The 20,459-nt window shown below is 61.2% G+C and carries 21 protein-coding genes and 1 pseudogene; 10 read left to right on the forward strand and 12 right to left on the reverse strand.

Going from position 1 to position 20,459, the window contains the following annotated elements:
- Window positions 1–11: 11 nt before the first annotated feature.
- The 5 genes from kdpB to B0G76_RS31110 all read right to left on the reverse strand — a co-directional run bounded on the left by kdpB (window position 12) and on the right by B0G76_RS31110 (window position 5,332).
- The gene (gene kdpB / locus B0G76_RS31095; protein WP_120295869.1) at window positions 12–2,147 is read right to left on the reverse strand and encodes a potassium-transporting ATPase subunit KdpB; all 2,136 of its coding nucleotides are present in this window, start codon (window positions 2,145–2,147) and stop codon (window positions 12–14) included.
- 13 nt (window positions 2,148–2,160) lie between these two features.
- Window positions 2,161–3,969, reverse strand: coding sequence for a potassium-transporting ATPase subunit KdpA (kdpA, locus tag B0G76_RS31100; RefSeq protein ID WP_120295870.1), 1,809 nt, complete (start codon window positions 3,967–3,969; stop codon window positions 2,161–2,163).
- Window positions 3,966–4,061 (reverse strand): K(+)-transporting ATPase subunit F, encoded by a 96-nt coding sequence (gene kdpF, locus B0G76_RS31105; protein WP_028193906.1) that lies wholly within the window; start codon window positions 4,059–4,061, stop codon window positions 3,966–3,968. The genes kdpA and kdpF overlap by 4 nt, the downstream gene beginning before the upstream one ends.
- Window positions 4,058–4,162 (reverse strand): potassium ABC transporter ATPase, encoded by a 105-nt coding sequence (locus B0G76_RS43365; protein ID WP_220700782.1) that lies wholly within the window; start codon window positions 4,160–4,162, stop codon window positions 4,058–4,060. Before B0G76_RS43365 ends, kdpF begins: the two co-directional genes overlap by 4 nt.
- Window positions 4,163–4,363: 201 nt before the next feature.
- Window positions 4,364–5,332, reverse strand: coding sequence for a hypothetical protein (locus B0G76_RS31110; protein ID WP_120295871.1), 969 nt, complete (start codon window positions 5,330–5,332; stop codon window positions 4,364–4,366).
- Between the two features lie 303 nt (window positions 5,333–5,635).
- On the opposite strand from B0G76_RS31110, the gene B0G76_RS31115 reads away from it, so the two are divergent.
- From B0G76_RS31115 to B0G76_RS31125, 3 genes are all read left to right on the forward strand, one after another.
- Window positions 5,636–5,833 carry a heavy-metal-associated domain-containing protein gene (locus B0G76_RS31115; RefSeq protein ID WP_120295872.1) on the forward strand — a complete coding sequence of 66 codons (198 nt, stop codon included), beginning with the start codon at window positions 5,636–5,638 and terminating at the stop codon, window positions 5,831–5,833.
- Window positions 5,834–5,932: 99 nt separating this feature from the next.
- On the forward strand, window positions 5,933–6,331 hold the full coding sequence (locus B0G76_RS31120) for a DUF305 domain-containing protein (protein WP_120295873.1): 399 nt from the start codon (window positions 5,933–5,935) through the stop codon (window positions 6,329–6,331).
- A gap of 70 nt (window positions 6,332–6,401) precedes the next feature.
- Complete coding sequence (locus B0G76_RS31125) at window positions 6,402–6,845, forward strand: cupin domain-containing protein (protein WP_120295874.1); 444 nt, start codon at window positions 6,402–6,404, stop codon at window positions 6,843–6,845.
- 15 nt (window positions 6,846–6,860) lie between these two features.
- Here B0G76_RS31125 and B0G76_RS31130 read toward each other — a convergent pair.
- Window positions 6,861–8,628 (reverse strand): annotated as a pseudogene (locus B0G76_RS31130) (ABC transporter transmembrane domain-containing protein).
- On the opposite strand from B0G76_RS31130, the gene B0G76_RS44285 reads away from it, so the two are divergent.
- Entirely contained in the window at window positions 8,528–9,076 is a 549-nt protein-coding gene (locus tag B0G76_RS44285; protein ID WP_259460893.1) for a hypothetical protein, read from the forward strand. The pseudogene B0G76_RS31130 and the gene B0G76_RS44285 sit on opposite strands and share 101 nt — an antisense overlap.
- A gap of 45 nt (window positions 9,077–9,121) precedes the next feature.
- Here B0G76_RS44285 and B0G76_RS31140 read toward each other — a convergent pair whose 3' ends face one another.
- Window positions 9,122–9,826: a Crp/Fnr family transcriptional regulator gene (locus B0G76_RS31140; protein ID WP_120295875.1), complete on the reverse strand. Its 705-nt coding sequence runs from the start codon at window positions 9,824–9,826 to the stop codon at window positions 9,122–9,124.
- A gap of 98 nt (window positions 9,827–9,924) precedes the next feature.
- Here B0G76_RS31140 and B0G76_RS31145 point away from each other — a divergent pair, with 98 nt between their 5' ends.
- Window positions 9,925–10,692 (forward strand): class II aldolase/adducin family protein, encoded by a 768-nt coding sequence (locus tag B0G76_RS31145; protein ID WP_120295876.1) that lies wholly within the window; start codon window positions 9,925–9,927, stop codon window positions 10,690–10,692.
- A 115-nt stretch (window positions 10,693–10,807) separates the two neighbouring features.
- Entirely contained in the window at window positions 10,808–11,851 is a 1,044-nt protein-coding gene (locus tag B0G76_RS31150) for a 2-dehydropantoate 2-reductase (protein WP_120295877.1), read from the forward strand.
- On the opposite strand, the gene B0G76_RS31155 is transcribed toward B0G76_RS31150, so the two are convergent.
- The 5 genes from B0G76_RS31155 to B0G76_RS31175 form a co-directional block, all read right to left on the reverse strand.
- Window positions 11,848–12,660 carry a crotonase/enoyl-CoA hydratase family protein gene (locus B0G76_RS31155; RefSeq protein ID WP_120295878.1) on the reverse strand — a complete coding sequence of 271 codons (813 nt, stop codon included), beginning with the start codon at window positions 12,658–12,660 and terminating at the stop codon, window positions 11,848–11,850. The genes B0G76_RS31150 and B0G76_RS31155 overlap by 4 nt on opposite strands.
- 6 nt (window positions 12,661–12,666) lie before the next feature.
- Complete coding sequence (locus B0G76_RS31160; RefSeq protein WP_120295879.1) at window positions 12,667–13,485, reverse strand: SDR family oxidoreductase; 819 nt, start codon at window positions 13,483–13,485, stop codon at window positions 12,667–12,669.
- A 160-nt stretch (window positions 13,486–13,645) separates the two neighbouring features.
- Entirely contained in the window at window positions 13,646–15,295 is a 1,650-nt protein-coding gene (locus B0G76_RS31165; protein ID WP_120296933.1) for a fatty acid--CoA ligase, read from the reverse strand.
- 271 nt (window positions 15,296–15,566) lie between these two features.
- Entirely contained in the window at window positions 15,567–16,259 is a 693-nt protein-coding gene (locus tag B0G76_RS31170; protein ID WP_259460780.1) for a Crp/Fnr family transcriptional regulator, read from the reverse strand.
- A gap of 107 nt (window positions 16,260–16,366) precedes the next feature.
- Window positions 16,367–16,948: a TetR/AcrR family transcriptional regulator gene (locus tag B0G76_RS31175; RefSeq protein ID WP_259460883.1), complete on the reverse strand. Its 582-nt coding sequence runs from the start codon at window positions 16,946–16,948 to the stop codon at window positions 16,367–16,369.
- Between B0G76_RS31175 and B0G76_RS44290 the strand changes: the two genes are divergently transcribed.
- The 4 genes from B0G76_RS44290 (at window position 16,869) to B0G76_RS31190 (ending at window position 20,459) form a co-directional block, all read left to right on the forward strand.
- Window positions 16,869–17,213, forward strand: a complete 345-nt coding sequence (locus tag B0G76_RS44290; protein WP_259460894.1) for a hypothetical protein — start codon at window positions 16,869–16,871, stop codon at window positions 17,211–17,213. The genes B0G76_RS31175 and B0G76_RS44290 overlap by 80 nt on opposite strands.
- Window positions 17,214–17,422: 209 nt before the next feature.
- Window positions 17,423–18,379: an HlyD family secretion protein gene (locus B0G76_RS31180; protein ID WP_120295881.1), complete on the forward strand. Its 957-nt coding sequence runs from the start codon at window positions 17,423–17,425 to the stop codon at window positions 18,377–18,379.
- The gene (locus tag B0G76_RS31185) at window positions 18,376–19,320 is read left to right on the forward strand and encodes an ABC transporter ATP-binding protein (RefSeq protein WP_120295882.1); all 945 of its coding nucleotides are present in this window, start codon (window positions 18,376–18,378) and stop codon (window positions 19,318–19,320) included. Before B0G76_RS31180 ends, B0G76_RS31185 begins: the two co-directional genes overlap by 4 nt.
- Window positions 19,317–20,459, forward strand: coding sequence for an ABC transporter permease (locus tag B0G76_RS31190; RefSeq protein WP_120295883.1), 1,143 nt, complete (start codon window positions 19,317–19,319; stop codon window positions 20,457–20,459). Before B0G76_RS31185 ends, B0G76_RS31190 begins: the two co-directional genes overlap by 4 nt.

Genomic DNA, 20,459 nt, shown 5'->3' on the forward strand with positions numbered 1-20,459 from the left:
ACTCTATTGGCTCAAACCCAGCCGAACACGTTCAGCACCATATCGATCAGCTTGATGAACGGGAACGGCAGCAGTATCCCGCCCAGCCCGTAGACCAGCAGATTGCGGCGCAATAGCGACGCCGCGCCAAGCGGCCGGTATTTCACGCCCTTGAGCGCAAGCGGGATCAGCGCAACGATAATCAGCGCGTTGAAAATCACCGCCGACAGAATCGCGGACGACGGCGAGCTCAGATGCATCACGTCGAGCACACGCAGTTGCGGATAGGTCGTCGCGAAAGCCGCCGGGATGATGGCGAAGTACTTGGCGACGTCGTTGGCGATCGAGAACGTGGTGAGCGAGCCGCGTGTCATCAGCATCTGCTTGCCGATTTCGACGATCTCGATCAGCTTGGTCGGATTCGAATCGAGGTCGACCATGTTGCCGGCTTCTTTCGCGGCCTGCGTGCCGGTGTTCATCGCGACCGCCACGTCCGCTTGCGCGAGCGCGGGGGCGTCATTGGTGCCGTCGCCGGTCATCGCAACCAGGCGCCCTTCGGCCTGGTGCGCGCGGATCGTGGCGAGCTTCGCTTCCGGCGTGGCTTCGGCGAGGAAATCGTCGACGCCGGCTTCCGCTGCAATCGCGGCGGCTGTCAGCCGGTTGTCGCCGGTCACCATGATGGTCTTGATGCCCATCTTGCGCAGTTCGGCGAAGCGTTCCTTGATGCCGCCCTTGACAATGTCCTTCAACTCGATCACGCCCATGCAGCGCGCAGCGCTCTCGCCACGGATGTGCTGCGCGACAACCAGCGGTGTACTGCCGCGCCGGGCGATTTCCGTCACCGCGGTCGTCAACTCCGCGGGGAAGCGACCGCCGTGCGCCTCGACATAATGTTTGATCGCATCGGACGCGCCCTTGCGAATCTCGCGATCGGGCAGGTCGACACCGCTCATGCGCGACTGCGCGCTAAACGCCAGGAAAGTGGCCTGCAACTCGTGCATGTCGCGTTCGCGGATATTGAAGCGCTGCTTGGCGAGAACCACAATGCTGCGCCCTTCCGGTGTTTCGTCGGCAAGTGAAGACAACTGTGCGGCGTCGGCGAGCAGTTCCTCCGTGACGCCCGGCGCCGGCGTGAAAGACGACGCCTGGCGATTGCCGAGCGTGATCGTGCCGGTCTTGTCGAGCAATAACACGTCGACGTCACCAGCGGCTTCCACGGCGCGGCCCGAGGTGGCGATCACGTTCGCCTGCATCATCCGGCTCATGCCGGCCACACCGATGGCTGAAAGCAAGCCACCGATGGTGGTCGGAATCAGGCACACCAGCAGCGCGACCAATGCGGTAATCGTGACGACGTGCCCTGCTTTCGCAGCTTCGACCGAAAACATCGAGAACGGCAACAGCGTCGCGGTGGCGAACAGCAGCACGAGCGTCAGCGCGACCAGCAGAATCGTCAACGCGATTTCGTTCGGCGTTTTCTGACGCTTCGCGCCTTCCACCATCGCGATCATGCGGTCGAGAAAGGCCTCGCCCGGGTTCACGCTGACCCGCACGACAATCCAGTCCGACAGCACGCGCGTGCCACCCGTCACCGACGAAAAATCGCCGCCCGACTCGCGGATCACCGGCGCGGACTCGCCCGTAATCGCCGATTCGTCGACCGAGGCGACACCTTCGATCACCTCGCCGTCGGCCGGGATCACGTCGCCGGTTTCGACCAGCACGACATCGCCTTTACGCAGTTCGGTCGCTGTCGTGACGCGGATCGGCGACTTGGGATGCGCTCCCTGCAGCAGCTTCGCCATCACGTTGTGCTTCGCGCCGCGCAGCGAAGCCGCCTGCGCTTTCGAGCGGCCCTCGGCGAGCGCCTCCGCGAAGTTGGCGAACAGCACGGTAAACCACAACCAGAGCGCGATCGCGAGAATGAAACCGGCGGGCGCTTCGGCCTGACCGCCAAGCGCGGCAATCCAGAGTATGGTCGTCAGAATGCTGCCGATGTAGACGCAGAACATCACCGGGTTACGCAGCTGATGGCGTGGTGCGAGCTTCCTGAACGAATCGACGAGCGCCGGCCGGGCAATCGCCGGGTCGAACATCGAGCGCGCGGCGTTGCGTGCCTGACCGATGTTGCCCGGCTGATGAACCGGTGGTTGGAGTCCGTTAGTCATGCTGTCCTCTCAGTCAATGTCCCGCGACCATGATCAGATGCTCGACGACAGGGCCGAGCGCCAATGCAGGCACGTACGTCAATGCGCCGACCAGCACCACGGTGCCGAGCAGCAGCACGACGAACAACGGGCCGTGCATCGGCAGCGTGCCGGCGGTAGCGGAAATGCGTTTCTTGGCGGCCAGCGATCCGGCGATCGCCAGCACCGGCACAATCGATCCGAAGCGGCCGAACCACATGGCGGCGGCCAGCGTGCTGTTGTAGAACGGCGTATTGACTGAGAGGCCCGCGAACGCACTGCCGTTGTTATTCGCGGCCGAACTGTACGCGTAGAGAATTTCGGAGAAACTGTGCGGCCCGGGATTGGCGACACCCGCCACACCCGCCGCCGTCAGCACGGCGATCGACGCGCCGACCAGCACAAGCAGCGGTGTGAGCAGCACGGCAATCGACACCATCTTCATCTCGTACGATTCGATCTTCTTGCCGATATATTCCGGCGTTCGCCCGATCATCAGGCCCGCTACGAACACCGCGAGCAAGGCGAACACGAGCATGCCGTACAGACCCGAGCCAACGCCGCCGAAGATCACTTCACCCAGCTCGATCAGCAGGAGCGGAACGAAGCCGCCCATCGGCGTCAACGAATCGTGCGTGTTGAGCACCGCGCCACACGATGCGGCGGTGGTCGCCACGGTGAATATCCCGGACTGCGCGATGCCGAAGCGGGTTTCCTTGCCTTCCATGTTGCCGCCGGGTTGCATGGCCGATGCCGTTTGATCGACATGCAGCGACGTATACAGTGGATTGCCGTTCTGCTCCGACGAAATTTCGCCCCAGCAGGCAACGGCGAAAGCAATCGTCATTGCGGCAAGCACCGCATAGCCCTGACGCTGGTCGCCCACCATCCGGCCGAACACCAGGCACAACGAAGCGGGAATGACGAGCATCGCGATCATCTGAACGAAGTTGGCGAATGGCGTCGGGTTCTCATACGGATGCGCGGAATTGGCGTTGAAAAAGCCGCCGCCGTTGGTGCCGAGCATCTTGATCGCTTCCTGCGACGCAACCGGCCCCATCGCGATGGTCTGCTTGCCGGCCTTGTTGTCCACCATCACCGGATTGCCTTTGGCATCCTTGACGGGATTGCCCTGGGCGTCGGTCTTCGGCGTTTGATACGTCGTCACCTGCAGCGTGGGCACGTCTTCGTATGACTTGAAGTTCTGGATCACGCCCTGGCTAATAAAGACGAGCGCGATGACCGTCGCGAGCGGCGCGAGGATATACAGCGTGATACGCGTCAGATCGACCCAGAAATTGCCGATCGTCGCCGTTGTATGCCGCGCGAAACCGCGAATCAGCGCGACCACGACGGCAATGCCGGTGGCAGCGGAGAAGAAGTTTTGCACCGTCAGCGCGGCCATCTGCGTCAGATAGCTGACGGTCGATTCCGGCGTGTAGTCCTGCCAGTTCGTGTTGGTCGCGAAGCTGATTGCGGTGTTGAAGGCGGCGTCGGGCGTCATGGGTCCGAAGCCCTGCGGGTTCGCGGGCAGCCATTGCTGCAAACGCAGAAATCCATACACCGCGAGCACACCGAGCGTATTGAACGCCAGCACGGCCAGCGCATAGTGCTTCCATGACATTTCGGCGCTGGGGTCGACCCCGGCGAGCTTGTAGAGCACGGTTTCGATCGGCCGCCCTATCCGGCGCACGACGACCGAAGAGCCGTCCACTACGCCGGTCATGTAACGGCCGAGCGGGATGGCGAGCGCGATCAGTACGACGATGTAAAGGCCGGGCTGAAACAGGTTGTTGAAGTTCATTCGAGAGCCTCCGCGCGCAGCAAGGCATACACGAGGTAAGCGAACAGAATCAGCGTTGAGGCCGCTGCGAGCCAGGTCATCCAGGTCGTCATGGACGGCCTCCCGGCGCGCGGCGAAGCTTGTCGCAGCCCATGACGAAGGCCACGACGAGACCGCCGAAGGCAATGATTGCGATGAGGTAAAGCAGATCCATGGTCCGGTCTCCCACAGGGGGACTCCTGCACCGTGAAACTTAGGAAAATCCGCGTAAACACAGCGTTAATACTTCGCGGGATTTCGTAAAAACGAGGGGCGTGGTGCAGGAACCCGCCAGGCCGGCGCGGCGCGCATGGTCTTGCTGGGAGATGTTCAGGTGTTCGTACTGCCGTTTGAAACGAAACGTCGCTCAAGCAGTTCAAGCAGCTCGAGCCGCCTTATCTTGCGCAGCCTGTTCGAGCCAGAGGCGGCTATCGGGAAACCAGAATGCGTCCGGGCGCGGAGGCGAGACGAGCTTCACCGGAAGGGAGGGATTGAAAATCTTCGACCATGCCGACAGATAGGATGGCGTCTTCACGAGGAACCCGCAATTGGCGAGCAGCAGGCTGGAAATCAGCGCCTCGCGGCCGATTTCGAGTCCTGGATAGCCGCTGAAGTGAATGGGCGTGCTGCCACATGCGAGGTGTTTTGCCGGAGCTACCCCGACCGGCTTGTTGAACGGCCAGGCGGTAAAAAAATCGATAAACGCCTGTTCGTCGCTCGAAACGAAGATCGTGGTGAGGTGCGGGTTCTCCGCGAGCGTGGATTCCACCTCCCGGCAAAAACTTCCCCATGAAACCGGAATGGCTTCGAGCGACTTGTCCGTCCCTCTGAAATGCGCGCCAAGGGTCGACGCGCCGAGCCCAAGTTGCCGGCAGATCGCGTCGACTTCTTCGTAAATATGCGCGGCCGGCCGATAGTGCGCGAAGAAGAGTTCGCTCGCGCTTGCAAGCCGAAGCCGGGCCTCATAGCGCTGACGAAAGCCGAGCTGGACCAGGTCGCGAACGGTCGACGTTCTCACCTTATGGGTGATCGCGGCAACCGAGGCGGTGTGCACGGGTTCGAAGAAAGTCGAGAACCAGTTCAGTTTCCCTTCGGCGTCGCCATATAGCCCACCGCGCGCGCTAATGCACGGGGTAAGGCATTTCTCTTCGCAATACATCAGAATAAACAGGACCATCTGCATCACGGAGAAAAAACCGGAGTTCTCCTGAATCTCGATGGAAAAAACGCCCCTGTTAAAACGTTGTTTGGCATGAAGTGAAATCCGGCGCGGCATGGCCACGGAATGCTTGAACCCTTCGCTGCGTCGGATCTGCTTCGCCCGATCGACCACCTTTCTCAACATGCCGACTCCTAATTAATTAGGTATTCTTTGAAATGGCACGCCCTCGCACCTCTGTTTTCTGCGACGGAAGGGACGGCCCAGCATAGCACCTCAAAAAATCCGGTCACGTAAAGTTTGGCTCGTCTTGGTGAGCTAGCGCACAAAGGATCGGTAAGCTTTCCCCTGGCTGCGCACGCCGATCAGGTTCGGCACCTGATGACCCAGGCTACGGTTAGCGACTGCATAAACATTGATCTATATGCTTGACCTTCCCGCCGTGGGAAGCTCCATGCTGAAGTTCTGATTTCTCATTGGAGGCAGAAAATGAAATTTGAAATCCCGGATATGTCATGCGGCGGATGCGCCAATGCCATTGCTCGTGCGGTAACCGGCCTCGACCCCGCGGCGAAGCTCGACGTCGATATCCCCGTTAAAATCGTGAAGGTCGCATCGGCATTGCCGCCGGAACGCGTCATCGAGGCAATCGAAGCGGCGGGCTTTCACCCCTCGCTCAAGGGCTAAACAGGTCGCATCAGGCTGTGTTTGCCAATTTATCGCAGCGGCCTGTTCGCAGCATCATGGTCGCTCGTTATAACTTGTTCCACCAACGGAAAATCCAACATGAATAATCTTCGCGCATTCCATGCCCTTTGCCTTTTCAGCAGCGTTGCGTTTGCCGTCGCGGCAACACCCGTCTACGCGCAGCAAAGTGCTTCAATGCCCGGCATGGACATGTCCGGTTCGGCGAACGCCGGGTCGAGCGCATCGACACAGGCATTCAAGGACGCCGACGAGAAAATGATGCAGGCTATGGACGCGCCTGCCTACACGGGCGACGCCGACAAAGACTTTGTGGCCCACATGATTCCGCATCATCAAGGCGCGGTCGAGATGGCGCAGGTGGAACTGAAATACGGCAAAGATCCCGAGTTGAAACGCCTGGCCCGAAACATCATCAAGGCGCAACACGATGAGATCGCGTTCATGCAGCGCTGGCAGGCGAAGCACGGTGTAAAGTGACCACTGGCGCTATATTGGGTTCCCGTCGTCGCAGGACTGAAAAGAACTATTCACCTGAAGGAGTTTGAAAATGACTCTGAACCACGCGGCGCAAGGCGAACCCATCAACGTTGGTCGATTGAACATTCAGTATCTGATCGATGGAACGGCAACGGGCGGCATGGGCGTTTTCGAATTGACCGTGCCGCCTGGCTCGCAAGTTCCACCGCCGCATAGCCACACCAATAACGAAGAATGCGTTTATGTGCTGGAGGGCATGCTTCGATACGCAGTGAATGGGGACGTCCGGGACCTGACATCAGGAGAATGGATGTTCACCCCGCGCGGATCGGTTCATCAGTTCAGCAATCCGCACACTGACACAGCCCGCGCGTTGATTGTCCTAACGCCCGATATTGGCGCTCAATATTTTCGTGACGTTGGCGCAATCGTCAATGCGGGCGGCCCGCCCGACCGCGAGAAGCTGATCGGTGTCATGACCCGGTATGGGCTGGTGCCGGCGCCGCCGCAATGAACCAAGCAATCCGCTTCACGCCAACCCGACAGGGTCGCTCACAGCGCCTCGCTGCGCGGTCTGCCCCACCTGCTCGCCGAACTGCAAGGCAGCGAGCTGGGCATAGAGCGGCGAGCTCAGCAGGAGTTCGGCCTGACGGCCCTGCGCGACGATGCGGCCTTGTTCCAGCACGACAATGCGATCGGCCTGTTGTACGGTCGCGAGCCGGTGCGCGATAACCAGGGTGGTGCGGTTCTGCGCGGCATTATCCAGCGCCTTTTGTACCAGCCGTTCGCTGGCGGCATCGAGCGCGATGGTGGCTTCATCCAGCAGCAGGATCGGCGGATTCTTCAGGATCGCGCGAGCAATCGCAATGCGTTGGCGCTGTCCGCCAGACAGTCGCACACCACGCTCGCCGAGAAAGGTGTCGTAGCCTTGCGGCAGTTCTTCGATGAAACCGGCCGCAGCGGCCATCTCGGCAGCCTGTTGTACTTGCGCGAGCGTGGCGTCCGGCGCGCCGTAGCGGATGTTGTCCAGCACGCTCCCTGAAAAAATCACCGATTCCTGCAGCACCACGCAGATTTCCTTGCGCAATTCGACAAGCGGCACGTCACGCGTCGGGACGCCGTTGATCAGAATGCTGCCGGACGGCGGATCGTAAAAGCGCAGCAGCAGTTGAAACAGCGTCGTCTTGCCTGCGCCGGACGGCCCGACCGGGGCAACGTGCTCACCCGGACGGACATCGAGCGAAAGTGCGGAAAGCGCGGCAATGCCTGGGCGCGATGGATACGAGAAGCTGACGTTGTCAAAGCGAATGCCCTCGCCTCGCGCAGGCAGCGCAACCGTGGTTTCGGCCTGCACCACCAGCGAGCGCGCCGCCAGCAATTGCAGCAAGCGTTCGGTGGCGCCGGCCGCGCGCTGCAGATCGCCCCACACTTCGGCAACGGCACCCACGGCGCCGGCCGTGAACACCGCGTAGAGAATGAACTGGGACAGTTGTCCCGCCGTCATCCGCCCGGCCAGCACGGCCTGCGCCCCGAGCCACAGCACGAACACGATCGCGGTGAACACCAGCACGATCACCACGGCGGTCAACCAGGCGCGCGCGAATGCGCGTGAGCGCAGTCTCAAAGGCCGCCTCCACCGCGCCGGCAAAGCGCCGCGCCTCAAAGGGCTCCTGCGTATACGACTGGACGGTCGGCATGGCATTGAGCACCTCGCCCGCCAATGCACTCGTGTTCGCGATCTTGTCCTGGCTCGCGCGCGAGAGCCGCCGCACGCGCCGCCCGAAGATCACGATCGGCGCGACCACCACGACCAGTGTCGCGATGATATAGCCGGACAACACGGGGCTCGTCACCGCCAGCATCGTGACGCCGCCCGTCAGCAGAAAGAAGTTGCGCAAGCCGAGCGACAGACTGGTGCCCACCACCGCCTGGATCAAGGTAGTGTCGGCGGTGAGTCGTGACAACACCTCGCCGGTCTGCGTGGTCTCGAAGAACTGCGGACTCATCCGCAGCACGTGGTCGTAGACCGCGCGCCGTAAGTCGGCGGTGACCCGCTCGCCCAGCCATGACACGAGGTAGAAACGCAGCGCCGTGGCGCCGGCCAGCACCAGCGAAACGACGAACAGCGCAAAGAAATAGCGATCGATATGCGCCCGGTCACCCCCCCCCCCCGCAAAGCCACGATCGATCAGGTATTTGAACGCCACCGGCAACACCAGCGTGGCGCCCGCCGACGTCACCAGCGCGAGGAACGCGAGCGCCCAGCGGCCGGCATACGGCCGCAGGAAGGGAAACAAGGCAAACAGGGGGCCGATACGTCGTGAAGGCGACGCCGGTGTCGAAGGCGATGAAGGCGATGAAGGCGATGAAGGCGATGAAGGCGATGAAGGCGGGACAGCGTCTGGCATGAAGATTCCCAAGCGAAATCGAAGGTCACCCAGATTGGGCCAGTCCTGCGGATTCGAAGTTGAGCGGCAAACCGTTTCCACATGCTTGCCGCGACCGTTCATCTGGTTCAAGATCGAGTCGACTTATCCGGACGAGGTCATTCCCATGACAGACAACTCCGATCCCGACAAACTGAAAGGCCCCGGCGGCTTGACGTTGCGTCAGATCCACGAACAGGTGCAAAAGAGCGTCGAGCGCGACCGCGAAGAGCAGGCCTCGCGCAACGCTATTGCTCCGCAGCGCAGCCGGTGGCAGCGTTGGGTGCGCTACGTGTGGGGCCGCAGCGGGCGTCGCTAGACGGCGCACAGATGCACATTCGCACCGTGCACGATAACCTGGAGATTATGGATTCGAGTCGCCAAGACTCGCCGCCCGCAACCGGTCAAAATCCAGAATGACGATCTCGCCAAAGCTCAGGCTTACGATGCATTGGCTTTCGAGGTTCTTCAGCAACTGATTCGTGGTCTGCCGCGACAGGGACACCATTGAAGCGAGACTGTCTTGCGAGAGCCTGATCCTGCTCTGCGTGGCGTTGAGCCCGCCATACCCGCCTGCGATCAGCAACAGGCGGCTCGCCACGCGCTGCGCCGCGGGCAACAGCGTCATCGCTTCGGTGGTCTCGAACGAAACCCGAAGTCTTTGCGCCATCAACAACGCAAAATCGCGCCAATAGCGGGGCGTGGACTCAAGCAGGCTTTGCAGCGCAGGCTCAGGGACGTGCAGCAAAAGCGTCTTGCTGACCGCTGTGGCGTCATGCGGACGCGGCAGCCCGTCGAACATCGAGATTTCTCCCACCCATGCGGTCGGTCCGAGCACCGCGAGCAAGGCCTCTTTGCCATCCACGCCGACTGTGCCGATCGCCAGTGCGCCACCCAGCACGGCATACAGTCCATAAGACCGATCGCCACGCCGATACAGGAGTTGGCCCTTTTCCAGCGTGAGCAGATTGGCGTGGCTGATCAGATAGTCGCGTAACTCGACGGGCAGGCCTCGAAACCACGGCGTCGTTTCGAGTTGTGACTGGTAGCGGTGCAAACTGGATTCCATTAGCGCGTCGACCTGTCGGGTATCGGACAGATTTTAGGTGGCTTTGCGAACATCATGTGGACTCGCATCGAATCAGTCATCCAACAAGGAGTGTCGACGTGGCCTCATCTCATGTCAGTCTGAAGAACGACGTATCGCCTGCCGAATGGGAAGCGCGAGTCAATCTCGCAGCGGCGTACCGCCTCACCGCGCTGTTTGGGTGGGACGACCTGGTGTTTACCCACATCTCGGCGCGCGTGCCCGGCCCGGAGCACCATTTCCTGATCAACCCATACGGCATGATGTTCGACGAGATCAGCGCGTCGTCGCTGGTCAAGATCGATCTCGACGGCCGCAAGGTTTCCGACTCGCCGTATGACGTCAATCCGGCCGGTTTCACGATCCATAGCGCCGTGCATACGGCACGCGAAGACGCCCATTGTGTGATGCACACTCACTCGGTCAATGGTGTTGCCGTTTCGGCGCAGGAGGCCGGGTTGCTGCCGCTCTCCCAGCAGTCGCTCGGTGTGCTGGCCTCGCTCGGCTATCACGATTACGAGGGCATTGCGTTAAATGAGGCCGAGAAACCTCGCCTCGTTCAGGACCTTGGCAGCAACACGTACCTGATGCTGCGCAACCACGGTCTGCTGACGGTCGGCGCGGCGCCCGCGGACGCCTTCGTCGCCATGTACTTCTTTGAAGTGGCTTGCATGATTCAGGTGCGTGCGCAGGCAGGCGGCGGAAAGCTGATTCCCATTGCGCAGCCGATTCTCGACGGCATCAAGGATCAGATCCGGATCGCGACGCGGGGTGTCACGCCGGGGGCGTTGGTGTGGCCCGGGCTGCTTCGGCGACTTGATCGCCGTAATCCTGGCTATGCCGAATAGCGCTGTTCGTTCGCATGGTGCGCGATGCGATGCGTGTGCGGCTTAAGCGTCATCGACCGCGTTCGCCGGTTCAACGCATCGCAGCTGTAATTGATTAGGTTACTTGAGAAACGGTATGGCAAAAATCTGTATCTACGGCGCGGGCTCCATTGGCTGCTATGTCGGCGGACGGCTTCTTGCAGGGGGCAGCGAGGTCAGCTTCATCGGACGTGCGCGCGTGGCCGACCAGTTGCGCAGTCAGGGCATCACGCTGTCGAAGCACGACGATAGCCGCTGGTATGTGCCGCCGGAGCGGACCGACGTGTCGACGGATGCGGCGAAGGCCGCCGCAGCCGATCTCGTTCTGGTGACCGTCAAGTCTGCCGCGACGCCCACGGCCGCGGCGGAGCTGGCGAACGTACTGCGCCCCGGCGCGGTCGTCGTCAGTTTCCAGAACGGCATTGGCAATGCGGATGTGCTGCGCGCCGCGCTGCCGAACAACACGGTGCTGGAGGGCATGGTGCCGTTCAATGTTGTCGAACGCGGCCCCGGCGCATTTCATCAGGGTTCGGCGGGCGAACTGGAAATCCGGCAATCGCCCGCCTTGCAGCCGTTCGTCGACGCATTCAGGAAAGCGGGTCTGCCGTTGATCCAGCACGACGACATGGTGCCGGTGCAGTGGGCCAAGCTGCTGCTCAACCTCAACAACGCAATCAACGCCCTTTCCAACCGCCCTTTGAAGGAGGAACTCTCGCAACGTGCCTACCGGATCTGCCTCGCCATGGCGCAGAAAGAAACGCTCGGGCTTTTGAAGCAGGCCAACATCCAGCCGGCCAGAGTGACGCCGCTTCCGGCCACCTGGATACCGCGTGTTCTCAGCGTGCCTGATGCATTATTCGAGCGGCTGGGCCGCGCCATGCTGACGATCGATCCGCTCGCGCGCTCGTCGATGTCCGACGATCTCGCCGCGGGACGCACGACGGAAATCGACTGGATCAATGGCGAAGCCGTGCGCCTCGCCCAACGCCTTGGGCGAACCGCGCCGGTGAACGAACGGCTGTGCGAACTCGTGCGGGCAGCCGAGCAGAGCGACGTGCGGCCATCATGGCCGGGAGACGCATTGCTGGCTCAGATTCGGGCCGCAGCGTCTCCGTCGGGACAGCTTGCGCGCTCTCTCTAATCCTTGAACTTGCCCAGCCGCTTCTCTCGCGCCGCGGTCATGGCCTCGGTCAGATCTTGCGACAGGAGCATGGCCGCGTTCCAGGTGGCGATGTAGTTCAGGCCATCGGCCACGCAATGATCGCGCGAGTAAAGCACCATTTCCTTGACGCCGCGAATCGACAGCGGCGACTTGGCAGCAATGGCCGCGGCAATCTCTGTCACCCCCTTTTGCAGATCGTCGGGCGAATCGTAAACGCGATTCACGAGACCGATCTGCTTCGCCTCGGCAGCGTCGAGCCGGCGGCCGGTATAAGCGAGTTCGCGAACCATGCCGTCCGGCACCAGCTTGGGGAGGCGCTGCAGCGTGCCCACGTCGGCGGTCATGCCCACATCGATCTCCCTGATCGAGAAGTAGGCATCGGCCGACGCGTAGCGCATGTCGCAGCAGGTAATCAGGTCGACGGCCCCGCCGATACAGGCGCCGTGGATAGCCGCGAGCACCGGCTTGCGGCAACGCTCGATGCTGGTCAGCGTGTCCTGCAGATCGAGAATCCGGCGACGCAGCTTCTCTCGCGCACGACCGTCGCATTCATCCTTGATCTCATTCTTGAGGCCGACGAGCATGGCAAGATCGATGCCGGACGAAAAGTGTTTGCCTCGACCGCTGATGATGGCCACCCGAATCTCCGGTGTCTCGTCCACCCAGTGGAACGCATCCCGGATGTCCAGCCACATCTGCTCGCCCATAGCGTTGGCCTGCTCCGGCTGATTCAATTTGAGCGTGGCGATGCCATCGGCGACGTCGACGTCGATCGTTTTGAAGTTCATGACCGGTCACCCTTCCTGGCCGCGCAACATCTGCTCGGCGCCCATATTGAACAGCGCCGAACCTAGCAGGTTCTGGCCACCGTCGCACACCACCACGCAGCCGGAGATATAAGCCGCGAGCGGCGAAGCGAGAAACGCCGCGACCTGGCCGATATCGTCCACCGAACCCATGCGTTGCAGCGGAATGGCCTTGACGAACTCGTCCTGCTTCGGCAGCCGCTTCATGCCCTCGGTGCCCTCGATGGGGCCCGGCACGATGCTATTGGCCCGGATGCCGTATCGCCCCCATTCCAGAGCGATGTTCTTCATCATCATGTCGATGCCCGCCTTGGCGGCGCCCACATGGACCTGAAAAGCATGCGGCATGTAGGCCATGCCGGCCGACACGTACAGGATCGCTCCTCTCGTTTCCTTGAGTTGCTCGAATGCAGCACGCGTGGCATTGAAGGATCCAATCAGATCGATGTCGACCACGGCCTTGAATCCGTTGGCGGAGAGTTTTTCGGCACGCGCGAGAAAGTTGCCCGCGGCACCGCAAACCAGAACGTGCATAGCGCCCAGTTCCGCTCCGGATTTCTCGAACGCCGCTTCGAGTGCCGCACTGTCGCGCACGTCCGCGCTGACGGCACAGATCTTCGTGCCGAACACCCGCAACTCGGCGGCTGCCGCATCGAGCTTTTCCTGCGTGCGTCCACAAATGGCGACGTTGGCGCCCAGTGCGGCGAAGTTCCTGGCCACACCAAGATTGATGCCACTGCCGCCCCCGGTGACGAAAACGGTTTTGCCTTTGAACAGGTCTTTCGCGAAATACTGAGTCACGAGCATGGTGGTGTCTCCCCAAAAGTCTGAATCAGGTCTTGCTTCGTCAATACTAAACGCATCGCCGCGAGGATTAGCGAAGCGCTGTGCAGGGGGACGTTCCCTCGTCGAAAAGCGTAGCGACGGCTATCCGGAGATACTCATCCTTTCGTCTCCACAGAATCGATCACGCGAACTGTTCGCGCAGCCACTTCTTGTTCATCTTGCCGACGCTCGTCTTCTCGAGTGCTTCGACGAACTTGACGATTTGCGGCACGGCGTACTTCGAGATCTGCCCTATTTCGCTGAACGCGAGCACATGCCGTTTGATGTCGTCCTCGGTGGGCGGCGTCGCGGTCTCTGTCTTGAGCACCACCAGCGCCACGGGCCGCTCACCCCATTTCTCGTCTTTGATGCCGATCACCGCAACCTCGGCAACGCCTGGGTGCTGCGAAATCAGGCTCTCGATTTCGAGCGATGAAACCCACTCGCCGCCCGACTTGATCACGTCCTTGATGCGATCGGTAATCTGCACAGAACCGGTGGCATCGATGTTGGCGATGTCCTGAGTATGCAGATAGCCGCCTTCCCAAAGCTGCACGGAGGCATCGGGATTATTCAGGTAGCCCTGGGTCAGCCACGGCGCACGCACAACGATCTCGCCGTATGCCTTGCCGTCATGCGGAACATCTTCCATCGCCTCATTGACGATGCGCAGGTCGACGAGCGGCACGGGAAAACCGGTCTTGCAGCGCTGGCGCACCTCCTCGTCGAGGTCGAGCGATTTGCTGCCCGGCTTTATCTGTGCAAGGGTCAACAGGGGGCCGGTCTCCGACATGCCGTAACCGGCGAAGATATCGATGCCGCGCTCGAGCGCGGCGCGCGCCAAACCTTGCGTCAACGCGCCGCCGCCAATGATCATCTTCCAGCGACTCAGATCGGCGTCCTTTGCCGCCGGGCAATTCAGCAGCATGTGCAGGATCGTGCCGACGCAATGCGAGAACGTGACGGCTTCATCGCGCACGAGTTGCACGAGCCTGTCCGGCACATAGCGCCCCGGGTAGACCTGCTTCACGCCGAGCGTGGTAGCGATATAGGGCATGCCCCACGCGTGCACATGGAACATCGGCGTGAGCGGCATGTAGACGTCGCCCCGATGAAAGCGCTGCCCCGACTCGGGGCTCGCAAGCGCGGCCATGCCCGTGATGGTGTGCAACACCAGTTGACGATGGGAGAAGTACACGCCCTTGGGCAGGCCCGTGGTGCCTGTCGTATAGAAGGCCGTGGCGCGCGTGTTCTCGTCGAAATCCGGGAAATCGTAGCGGGTCTCGCTGGCGGCCAGCATGCTCTCGTATTCGTCGGAGAACGGGATCGTATGCGCGCCGGCTTCGCTGCCTTCGTCGTCAATCCAGATGAACGTGCGCACCGTTTCGAGCTTGTCCCTGATCGATTCGACCACGGGCAGGAAATCGGTGTGAACGAGCAGTATCCCGGCACCGGCATGGTTGATCGTGTAGGCGATTTCCGCCGGCGAGAGCCGCACGTTGACTGTCTGAAGCACGGCCCCCATCATGGGCACCGCGAAGTAGCACTCGAGATAGCGGTGGCTGTCCCAGTCCATGACCGCGATCGTCGTGCCGTGCTGTGCCCCGAGTCGCTTCAGCCCGTTGGCGAGCCGCCCGATGCGTTCTCCCAGCGTGCGGTAAGTCATGCGTCTCTGACCTCGGTAGACGATCTCCTGGTCGGCCGAGTGAGCGAGGGGCGTGTGCAGCAGATGCTTGATCAGCAATGGGTAAGCATAAGCGGAGGGCGTCTCGTTCAATATCTCGTCGTGCATCGACATCTCCTTGTTTCTAATGATCGATATCCGGTGCGCGAACGCATTGCGTCTGGGGCGTCCGTGTGCGGCGGCATCGGCCTGATGCACTCGCACCGTGTTATGTAGTCAATGCTGAAATACTACGGGGCAGAAGGACACGGGACTGTCAGAAACTTTGCAATCCCCGGGTTTATCCCAATCACGCCGCGCCAACGCGGGAGGGACCGCGTCGACGACCGGGAATACGCACGGTCAGCCTCGAGCGGCGCGCACACTGCCGTGCTTCCGCTCAGAGGTACTCGGTAAATTTCTGGAGGATCTCTTTCGACAGGATCTCGATGCGCCCATAACGCAAAGAGATAGCGCCTTTCGCCGCCATGGCCTTCAACTCCAGGCCCAGTGTCTGACGGGTGATACCTAGCATCATGGCGAGCGTGTCCTGCGATACGCTGATCTCCTGGCTCATCTGGGGCGCCATTGCCACGTCACCGTATGCAAGGAACATCAGTCTCCGGGCGATTTTTGCGCGCGTGGAATGCAGCGTGGCATCCTCGACCATTCGATACAGCCAGTTCATATGGATCGACTGGAGATCCGCAATGGCGCGGACGAAGCCGGTGCTTTTCATCAACTCTTCAAACGCCGGCGGCTTGACGACGAAGATCGTGGTCTCCTCAATGGCGGCTACATCGCGCATACGCGGCGTACGTTGGAACAACGATGTCTGGCCGAACCAATTGCCTGCCTGCAAGACGGCAAGAATCGCTTCCTTGCCATCTTCGCGCACGGTGAACGCCTTCACGCGCCCCTGATTGACTCCGTAGAAACCATTAGGCACGTCCCCTTGCCGGAACACATAATTGCCCGGTTGCAGCGTGATCAGTTCGCTGCTGCTCAGCAGCGCATCCTGCTCGGCCGCTGGCAACGAACCGAACCACGTGTTGGCACGCATTTCTTCGGATGTGTCTTTGATGGAAGCCATTCGACACCATGGTGTTGAAAAATGCGCTGAATCGTCGATTCGCGGCATTACGATAAGCGCCTTCGCGCCACGTGGTCAAGATACGCCTCGCCGCGTCTGTTATACGACTACGAGTCTGTGCGGTGAGCCAAAGCGATCGCATCGAGCCCGGCCATGACAAAGCGCACAAAATCTTCCGCCAGCGCCTCCCTGTCCTTCGCCACCGCGGGCAGCAGTGCCGCCTGCATCCGCATGGGCGCGACCATCATGACGATGCAGGGCAGCACGCTAAACATCAAAGCCCGCTGCACCACCGGGGTTGATGGGTTCAATTCCAGCACCTCGCCAATTGTCTTCAGCAAAAATGCAGCTTTAGGCCGTATGGCTTTCTCGATGAGCGCCGGAATAGCATTCGATGGCGAGAGCACTTCGCGCAGCATCAGCATGAAGCCCCAAGGCGTGCCGGCGTCCGTTGAGAATCCGACGAAACGGCCGAGCAGCGCGCGAAGCCGTTCCCTCGGATCGGCGAAGCTGGCCACGAGCGCGGCCAGTTCGTCGAGGCCCACGACCTGCCGGTGCGCTTCGATCAGTGCGGCTTCATACAGTGCTTCCCGGCTGCCGAAGTGATAGTTGACCGACGCCATCGGCGTGCCGGCGCGTTCACAAATTTCCTTGCTGGTGGCATCCGCGAAACCACGTTCGGCGAACAACTGCCCCGCTGTTTCGAGCAGCAGCTGGCGTGTCGCCGCGCCGTCGGGGCGCGAGGCCCGTTTTGACGGCTTGGGCTGTGCCGGCTGCCTGGGCGGCTTCGGCTGCGCCGTGGCTGTCTTTTTCGGGGGGGTGGGCATGGTTGAAAAGCAGGCTCGCGGAAATAGTTTGAATTTGAATTCAAATTCACATAATATCCATTTTACTTCATCTGGCGCGGTCCGCGAACGGTTCCACTGCGAACTATTGCGCTGCGGAAGAACCTGAATCGCCCGCGCGGAACAGCACGGATTCCGGCCGGCCAACCCTTTCGACCGAGTTGAGCAAAGCTGATACGTGTCCTGAACGCCCTATTACACGCTATAAACTATGGAATACTCACTAAAACCATTTCTTGCCGCCATGAATCTGTCTGGCTCCGCGCAAGCGCGGTTGCGTGGCCGGTCCGATGGTCGCCAATCGCTGCGGAGCCCATCATGAACCGATTTCCCAGCGCCGTACTTTTTGTGCTGCTGCCCGCCCTGTTGCCGGGCTGCTCGCACAACGACGCCGGCACCTACCAGGGCTATGTCGAGGGCGAGTTCGTCTATCTCGGCTCGTCGCAAGCGGGCAAGCTGAACCAATTGTCAGTCGCACGCGGACAAACGGTCGGCGCGAACGCCCCGCTGTTTTCGCTCGAATCGGACGACGAAACCCACGCGCTTGCGCAGGCCCAGCAGCAACTCGCGGCGGCCCGCGCGCAACTTGCGGATATCCAGACCGGCAAACGCGTACCCGAGGTCGACGTCAACCGCGCCCAACTCGCCGAGGCCATCGCCAATGCCCGTAAGGCATCGTTGCAACTCACGCGAGATCAGGCCCAGTACAGCGCGGGCGGCATTGCAAAGGCACAGCTCGACGATTCGCGAGCCAATGCCGATTCCACGGCGGCGCAAGTCCGCGAACTCACCAGCCAGGTCGACGTGGCTCGCCTGCCCGCCCGTTCGCAGCAAATCGTCCAACAGCAGGCCCAGGTGGCAGCGGCCGTCGCGGCGGTTGCGCAGGCGCAATGGAAGCTGGATCAGAAGCGCGTCGCCGCTCCGGCACCAGGTCTTGTCTACGACACGCTTTATCGCCGGGGCGAATGGGTGCCGGCGGGCAGCCCGATCGTGCAGCTTTTGCCGCCGCAAAATATCAAGGTGCGTTTCTTCGTTCCGGAGACGATCGTCGGCCAGTTGACGCCCGATCGCCGCGTGGCAATCCACTGCGACGGGTGCGCCGCCGACATCCCTGCCAGGATCACCTACGTGTCGAGCGAGGCGGAATACACGCCGCCGGTCATCTACAGCAACGAAAGCCGCGCCAAGCTTGTTTTCATGGCGGAAGCCCACCCGTCGAGTGCGGATGCAACGAAGCTTCATCCGGGCCAACCTGTCTCGGTGGTGCTGCAATGAGCGCCGACGCACAGCAATACGTCATCGACGTCCATGATCTGAACAAGCGCTTCGGCGATAAGCACGTTGTCAACAACGTCTCGCTGCAGGTCGGGCACGGGGAAATCTTCGGCTTTCTGGGACCGAACGGCAGCGGCAAGACCACGTCGATCCGGCTTATGTGCGGTTTGCTCACCCCCGATTCGGGAACCGGCACCTGTCTCGGTTACGACATCCAGCGTGAGAGCGAACAGATCAAGCACAATGTCGGATACATGACGCAACGCTTTTCCTATTGGGAAGACCTGAGCATCCGCGAGAATCTCGACTTCGTCGCACGCATCTATCAGATGCGCAACCGGCGCGAGGCCGTGGACCGCGCACTGGAATCGCTAGGACTGCAAACTCGCGCCAACCAGCTGACGGGTTCGCTCTCGGGCGGCTGGAAGCAGCGGCTCGCACTCGCCGCGTGCATGCTGCACGAACCCAAGCTCTTGCTGCTGGACGAACCCACCGCGGGCGTCGATCCGACCGCGCGGCGCGACTTCTGGGAGGAATTGCACCGGCTCGCCGCGCGCGGCATTTCGGTGCTCGTCAGCACGCACTACATGGACGAAGCGGAGCGCTGCCACAAGCTCGCGTATATCGCCTACGGGAAGATGCTCGCCAACGGCACGTCGAGCGAGATCATCGAATCGCAAGGCCTCGCGACGTGGTCGATCTATGGGGAGCACCTTAGCAAGCTGTCCGAACAACTCCGTGCGACACCCGGCGTCGACCAGACTGTCGTATTCGGTTCTTCGCTGCATGTCAGCGGGCGCGATCATGCCGCGCTCGAAGCGGCGATCAGGCAGGCGACCGCGGGCACCACGCTGCGCATCGAACCCATCAGCACCGGCCTGGAAGATGTGTTCATCTACCTGATGAGCCATTCGGAAGACAACTTCGGAGCGCCATCGTGAAGAAGCACATTCCGTTTTCGCTGACGCGGTGGTGGGCGATCGTCCTCAAGGAGTTTCTCCAGTTGCGACGCGACCGCGTCACTTTCGCCATGATTATCGGGTTGCCGATCATCCAGCTTGCCCTGTTCGGCTTCGCGATCAACACCGATCCAAAGCACCTGCCGACCGCGCTCATCATTCACGACCAGAGCGAGTTTTCCCGCAGTTTTGTGGCGGCAATGACGAACTCGGCCTATTTCGACATCGTCGAAACCTTGCCCGACGAGGAAGCGGGCCGCCGCGCACTCGCCCAGGGAAAAGTGCAATTCGTGCTTAACGTACCGGTCGATTTCTCGCGCAAACTGTTGCGCGGCGAACATCCGTCGTTGCTGGTGGAGGCCGACGCCACCGATCCGACCGCGACAAACACCGCCGTTGGCGCGCTTCCAGGCCTTGTTCAACCGGTCGCGGACAAAGACCTCAAAGGCACGCTCGCGCATCTGAACGGCATTCAAAACGCTTTCGGCGTGCAGGTTCATAACCTGTACAACCCTGAAGGCATTACGCAATACAACGTGGTGCCGGGACTGATGGGCGTGATCCTGACCATGACGCTCGTCATGATGACCGGTCTCGCGGTGACGCGTGAACGCGAGCGCGGCACGATGGAAAACCTGCTCGCCACGCCGGTCCTGCCGATCGAAGTCATGACCGGCAAGATCGTGCCCTATGTCTTCATCGGACTGGTCCAGGCGTCGATCATTCTTATCGCCACGCGTTTTGTTTTTCACGTGCCGTTTATCGGCAGCGCGGTCGCCATTTACCTGTCTGCTTTGCTTTTCATTGCAGCGAATCTGACGGTGGGCATCACGCTGTCCTCGCTTGCGCAAAACCAGTTGCAGGCCATGCAACTCGCGGTCTTTTACTTTTTGCCGAACATCCTTCTTTCCGGCTTCATGTTCCCGTTCGCGGGCATGCCGCAATGGGCGCAGTTTATCGGCAACCTGTTGCCCCTGACCTACTTCAACCGGCTGATTCGCGGCATTTTGCTCAAGGGCAATGGCTGGGCGGATCTCTGGCCATCCGTGTGGCCCATGGCGCTCTTCACGGCCATCGTCATGGCCATCGCGTTGCGCTTCTATCGTCGCACGCTGGATTAG

Source organism: Paraburkholderia sp. BL23I1N1, from assembly GCF_003610295.1.
In the GTDB taxonomy this organism is placed as follows: domain Bacteria; phylum Pseudomonadota; class Gammaproteobacteria; order Burkholderiales; family Burkholderiaceae; genus Paraburkholderia.